Annotated in this window: 1 protein-coding gene; it reads right to left on the reverse strand. The window is 26.0% G+C overall.

Features of this window, described 5'->3' with window-relative positions; translation table 11 throughout:
- Nucleotides 1–154 (reverse strand): DUF255 domain-containing protein (locus QMD61_11780; GenBank protein MDI6725313.1); only part of this gene is annotated, 154 nt, incomplete at its 3' end.
- Nucleotides 155–558 lie beyond the last annotated feature (404 nt).

Below are 558 nucleotides of genomic sequence, written 5' to 3' on the forward strand. Positions count from 1 at the left end.
GAAAAATAGGTTTATTTTCTTTTTTAGCTTTCAGAAAAGCTTCATCGCCCCAGGGATACCAGTCCACTGGATTATCAGCGTGCTGAATTAAATATGGGCTTTTTTCATTAATCAGGTGGTTAAATTTTTTATCATGTTTTTTAGAACTTTCCATGTTCATTTTACACCCTCCACAGTACTAAGATTAATAATTAAATTTAGTTAGAAGGAGCCTCCAAGAATTCAGTAGTGAAATGAGGTTATTAAATAAAAATTGTGTTTCTGAGTCCTGTATTAACTGGAAATTATAATATCTATTTTATTTTTAAAATCATATAATTTTTTTTATATGAAAGGTCAAAAACACATTAATATATGCTATAAACCAAAACATTATTGAAAAATTCATAAAAATCCATTAGTCCGTGATTTAAACATATAGAATAAAATTTAGTTAATATCATTGAAGCAATAATAATTTAAATCCTGTAAATTTGTAAAATTTAAATAAATTTGGTGAGAGTATGAGTCTAATAATATCATATATTGGAAGTAATGGTTGTGTAATAGCTGGTGATA

Origin of the sequence: Methanobacterium sp., assembly GCA_030017655.1 — an archaeon.
Classification (GTDB): Archaea; Methanobacteriota; Methanobacteria; order Methanobacteriales; family Methanobacteriaceae; genus Methanobacterium_D.